Genomic DNA, 5,461 nt, shown 5'->3' with positions numbered 1-5,461 from the left:
GAAAAAGGAACGGAATATCCCACCCTATCAGAACGTAGGAATATTGTAGTTATTGCTGATGAGGCTCATCGTTCACAATATGATTTTATTGATGGTTTTGCTAGGCATATGCGTGATGCTTTGCCTAATGCTTCTTTTATTGGTTTTACTGGCACTCCTCTTGAACGTGGCGATAAGAACACTGTTGCTGTTTTTGGTAATTATATTGATATTTATGATATTGAACAGGCTGTGGAAGATGGTGCAACTGTTCGTATTTATTATGAGAACCGATTGGTTAAGTTGGATCTTAAGGAAGAGGAAAAGGCACTTATTGATCCGCAGTTTGATTTTGTTACTGAAGGCCAGGAGATGGAGAGTCAGGAAAAGCTCAAGAGTAAGTGGGCTCGGATGGAAGCTATTGTTGGCAGCCAGACTCGTATCAAGCGAGTGGCTAAGGATTTAGTGGACCATTTTGAGGAAAGACTAGATGCCATGGATGGTAAAGGGATGATTGTGTGTATGAGTCGACGAATTTGTATTGATTTATACAATGAGATTATCAAGCTCAGACCGGAATGGCATAATGATGAGGACATGCAAGGCTTTTTAAAAGTGGTCATGACGGGTAGTGCTACTGATCCTGTGGATTGGCAACCACATATTCGCAACAAGCCTCGAAGAAGGCAATTGGGAGATACTTTCAGGGATCCCAATTCACCAATAAAGTTAGTAATTGTTAGAGATATGTGGCTTACTGGTTTTGATGTTCCCAGCTTACACACGATGTACATAGACAAACCTATGCAGGGGCATGGGCTTATGCAAACTATTGCCCGGGTAAACCGAGTGTACAAAGACAAAGAAGGTGGACTTATCGTTGATTATCTTGGCATAGCCACTGAACTTAAAAAAGCCCTGTCTCAGTACACTGATGGTGGGGGTCGTGGTGAAATTGCATTTGATCAGGGAAAAGCAGTTGCAATAATGATGGAGAAATATGAAATAGTGACTGGATTATTCTATGGATTCAATTTCCATGGTTTTCAGAAAGCAGATACTGGTGCTAAATTAAAGTTAATGCGTGATGGATCTGACTTTGTTTTAGGTCAAGAAGACGGGAAAAAACGTTGCTTTAAATATGTGAATGAATTGTCCAAGGCATTCTCTTTAGCTGTTCCACACCCTCAAGCTATGAGTATTCGTGATGATTTGGCTTTTTTTAAGGCTGTGAAAAATTATATTGCTAAGGTCACCGGGGATCCGCAAGAACACGTTGAAGATGTTGATTTGGCCATCCAACAGATTCTATCCACTGCATTAGTCTCTGATGAAGTTTTGGATCTATTCCAGTTAGCTGGACTTAAAAAACCCGATATATCCATCTTATCTGATGAGTTTCTTATGGAAGTGAAAGATTTGGAACATAAGAATACTGCTGCTGAACTGCTTAAACGTCTTTTGAATGATGAAATCAGAAGTATTTCTCGTAAAAATGTTATTGAAGCACGTTCATTTACAGATATGCTGGAAAAAACCATCAATAGATACCATAACCGTAACATTGAGGCAGTGGCAGTTATCGAGGAACTTATAGAACTAGCTAAGAAAATGAGGGAAGCACAAAACCGTGGCGAAGATCTGGGACTAACTGAATATGAACTCGCGTTTTATGATGCCCTTGGTGTAAATGACAGTGCAGTGCAGGTTTTAGGTGATGATGTATTAAGAGAGATAGCTATGGAATTAGTTAAAGCTATCAAGAGCAATATAACCATTGACTGGACACTAAGGGAAAGCGTGCAAGCAAAAATGAGGGTAGCAGTGAAGAGGATACTAAAGAAATATGATTATCCACCAGACAAACAAAAGTTAGCAGTTAAAACTGTCCTGGAACAAGCTAACCGTGTTTGTGAAGAGTGGGCTTCTGCTTAAAGGGGGAAAATAAATGAAATCAACACACAAATGCCTTAAAGAATGGAACGCAACCATCGAAGCATTAGGTCAAAGAAAACAGACTATACTAATCAGAAACTATAAGACTAACGTTACCGAGTTTCTATTGTATCCCACTGTGAGTTATGCTCTGAAGGATGATTATTTGGAAAGTTTTCAGGGCGAATATCAGGACTTTGTCCAGTCAAACTCTCTGCCAGATAAGAAAGGGGATAAAGTTCTCATTAAATACTTCGCAACATTGGAAGAGATTGTGGAGAAACTTGTTTCCAGGATTCCATCACCTAAACATTACATCTGGACCAGAGATCATGTGAAAAACTACATGACTGGTAAAACTGCTTACATCTGGATCCTGCGGGTTTACGAGTTAAAAGAACCTTACTGGGCTGAACCTACTCCGGGAGCTCTTAGGTATGCTAACTTAAAGGAAGAAGTTTCTCTTAAGGGTATGGAACCTGTTTTAAATGATACTGAGTTTGTTAAGCTATCTAAGATTTAATTAAATTTATGTAAGATGGGTAAAACATGACAAATCACATTGAAGGCATAGGTAATGGTTCTAATACATATCAGGCTTTTGTTTTTATTAAAGACTGTTTAATTACGGAAAAAATGATATTAGAACATTGCGAAATTATTCCTTGGAGAGGCTTGGAATGTAATGACAAATTAGACTCATTGCAGGATTTTTTGACACATATGGGTTTAAATATATTAGAACACACTGCAGAAACTTTATCAAGGTGCAAAAATAATCAACCGACTGTTGTAATTCATTTTCCAATAATAAATGCTGATAACATTGATATTGTCGGCGAAATAATAGAAAAAGAAGGCCAAATGCTTTGTGATTTATTAGCAGTACTTAGAGATGGATATCCGTCTATGTATGGCAGTTTATTACTTGATCCAAGTAATTCAACTTATTATAAAATTTACGATCAAACATATACTGGCAATTTAGTTGGCGGATTGATCGCTGGTGAAGATCAAGACTACATAAAACGCTGCATGAATAATTTGAAGAATAATGAAGTTCTGCAATTATATTTAGCATTATATAATGATGCTCGAAAGGAAAAAAACATCGAAATTCTTTATTTCCGTTTATGGAACCTTCTCGAAACTATCGCTCTCAGCAAAGGATTTAAAGGTAATCCAAGAGTAGATTGGAATGGAAGACCCGGAAAAGACTGGAAAGGTAACATTATCAGTGACAATAATAGATTGGAAATTAAACATGCCCAGGAATTAGTTTTTGAGCTCATTAGAACTGTGTTCAATTCTGCAGGCCTTCCTGAAAACTTATATTCACATAACTTGAATCAAGGCCTTGTTCATCAACTTATTCCTATATGGTACCGCCATAGAAATTGTTTAGTACATGGGGGAGGATGTTTCGCAGATGATCCAAATTTCTGTGACAGACATGATAATAGATACATCAATTGTAATACAGCGCATAATGAAATTGTTTCATCAAATAATGGAATAAGAAATGCATTCAACGATAGTTATTTAAGATCACTGAAAGATACCGTTAATGAAGTCCTTCGTGCCGAATTGTATTGAATTATCCTTCTATTCATCCATCTACATATCCATCTATCGACATATAAGTAAATAAACTGATCCATCCATGAAGGAAATGATAAAAAGCTTGCAAGATATGATTGGTTGTTGTGTTCGTAGTAAAATAATTCTAGAGTCTACAGAGAAAGTGTCTGAACCAACTGGCCTTATCACTAGTGAAATAAAAAAATGTTGGAAAACCTATTTAAGTCGCTCCATATATTCATACATTGCTTCATGTATTCCATTAGTTCTAGATGTAAACCCATTCTTCTTTAAACATTCATCGAAGTCATTTAAAAGCTTTTGGGGTATTGTCATTGCTATTCTGGTCATATTTGTAACCTCCATTGTAATACTAATTAAATTACAAATCATATATAATACGTAGGTTATGTTTCAGTAATATATTAGCGAACGAACGTTAGTTTTATAAACAATGATAGTATACTTTTATCTAGCGAACGAACGTTAGTTAAAAACCCACTTTTAATGTACACAAATGTACAATTTAAAAATTAAGTTAGCCTAGTGGACTATTACCGAACGTTAGTTAAAAATCGGTGCACTGCCATGAATAGTAAAAAAACTGATGAAAAATCGAAAACAACTAAAGAAAAAATCTTTGATGTGGCCCTTGATCTATTCTCAGAGAAGGGTTTCAACGCTGTTTCTGTGAGAGAAATAGCTCGAGAAGTGGGAATACGTGAAAGTTCGATTTACAATCATTATAAAAATAAAGAAGCCATTTTAGATGCTATAATGGAATATTTCATGTTAGAACTCCATGGCGGTGAGATTTCTGAGGAAAAGGGAACACAAGTAATGGAACCGTACCCTGAAGACCCTGAAATTTATTTACAACAAGGAACCCGAATGTACCTTGAACAAATAAGCACCCCTAAAATGGAGAAAATATGGCGTCTAGTATCCATTGAAACATATCGCAACGAAAAAATAAGAGAATTTTTCAAAAAAGAACTTTTAGAAACCCCACTGAAAATCTGGGAGGAAACTTTCCAGATGATGATAGACCAAAAGATGATCAAACCCTTAAACCCAAAAATACTAGCCCAAGAATATTTCTCATTCGCTATCTACCTGTTCTTTGAATACTACATCCTCAGGTACGATGAAGACTTCGATTCATTCATGGAACTGGCCCTGGATAAAATGGCCGACCACAATGAATTCTTCCTAAAACTCATTAAAATCAAAAACAAATAAAAAAAAAAAGGCCAAAAGTTGAGAATATGAAAATTTTAACCATAATAGGAAGCCCCCGAAAAAAGGGAAACACTTACCAAGCCGCTCGTCAACTAGAAAAAGAAATGAAAAAGAAAGGAAACTACAAATTCGAATACCTTTTCCTCAAAGATGCTAATCTTGAACCCTGCAGAGGATGCTTTAACTGTGTGCCCAATGGAATTGAATTCTGCCCATTAAAAGATGACCGTGAAATCATACAAGAAAAAATGCTTGAAGCTGACGGCCTAGTGATAGGATCCCCAGTATACGTATTGACAGTCAGTGCACTCCTAAAAAACTATATTGACAGATTAGCATACCTCTGCCATCGACCAGAATATCATGGCAAAAAAGCCATGCTGCTATGCACAACTGGAGGCATGGGAAGTAAAGAAACCCTAAACTACATGGAAACAGTGGTCGAATCATGGGGATACAAAGTTGCTGGTAAATGTGACCTAACCAAAGCTCCATGGCCACCCACCAATGGTTTAAATAAAAAAAATACCAAAAACTTGGAAAAATCGGCACATGAGTTTGATAAATCCCTTAAAACGCCAAACAAAAAAATGCAGAGTGTTGGTTTAAAAGATTACATGGGTTTTCGTATAGTCCAAACTATATCCCAGAATGCGAATGAGTATCTGCCTGCAGATTACAATTTCTACTCAGGTAAGGAATACTATTATCCCGTCCAGATAGG

General features: G+C 36.7%; 6 protein-coding genes. All 6 read left to right on the top strand.

Annotation, left to right across the window (positions count from 1 at the left end):
• A partial coding sequence (locus tag GXZ72_06650; protein HHT19221.1) for an HsdR family type I site-specific deoxyribonuclease occupies nt 1-1,914 on the top strand: 1,914 nt, incomplete at its 5' end.
• A 13-nt stretch (nt 1,915-1,927) separates the two neighbouring features.
• Nucleotides 1,928-2,437: a DUF1802 family protein gene (locus tag GXZ72_06645; protein ID HHT19220.1), complete on the top strand. Its 510-nt coding sequence runs from the start codon at nt 1,928-1,930 to the stop codon at nt 2,435-2,437.
• Between the two features lie 26 nt (nt 2,438-2,463).
• Nucleotides 2,464-3,510, top strand: coding sequence for a hypothetical protein (locus GXZ72_06640; protein ID HHT19219.1), 1,047 nt, complete (start codon nt 2,464-2,466; stop codon nt 3,508-3,510).
• 67 nt (nt 3,511-3,577) lie between these two features.
• Nucleotides 3,578-3,901 (top strand): hypothetical protein, encoded by a 324-nt coding sequence (locus tag GXZ72_06635; GenBank protein ID HHT19218.1) that lies wholly within the window; start codon nt 3,578-3,580, stop codon nt 3,899-3,901.
• 182 nt (nt 3,902-4,083) lie between these two features.
• The gene (locus GXZ72_06630; GenBank protein ID HHT19217.1) at nt 4,084-4,737 is read left to right on the top strand and encodes a TetR/AcrR family transcriptional regulator; all 654 of its coding nucleotides are present in this window, start codon (nt 4,084-4,086) and stop codon (nt 4,735-4,737) included.
• 26 nt (nt 4,738-4,763) lie between these two features.
• Nucleotides 4,764-5,461 (top strand): flavodoxin family protein (locus GXZ72_06625; GenBank protein HHT19216.1); only part of this gene is annotated, 698 nt, incomplete at its 3' end.

Source organism: Methanobacterium sp., from assembly GCA_012838205.1.
Lineage (GTDB): Archaea > Methanobacteriota > Methanobacteria > Methanobacteriales > Methanobacteriaceae > Methanobacterium.
This window is presented reverse-complemented; position numbering and strand designations above follow the sequence as displayed.

Coding starts and splice junctions, on each gene's coding strand:
- GXZ72_06645 (HHT19220.1), top strand. CDS start 1,928: ATGAAATCAACACACAAATGCCTTAAAGAATGGAACGCAACCATCGAA.
- GXZ72_06640 (HHT19219.1), top strand. CDS start 2,464: ATGACAAATCACATTGAAGGCATAGGTAATGGTTCTAATACATATCAG.
- GXZ72_06635 (HHT19218.1), top strand. CDS start 3,578: ATGAAGGAAATGATAAAAAGCTTGCAAGATATGATTGGTTGTTGTGTT.
- GXZ72_06630 (HHT19217.1), top strand. CDS start 4,084: ATGAATAGTAAAAAAACTGATGAAAAATCGAAAACAACTAAAGAAAAA.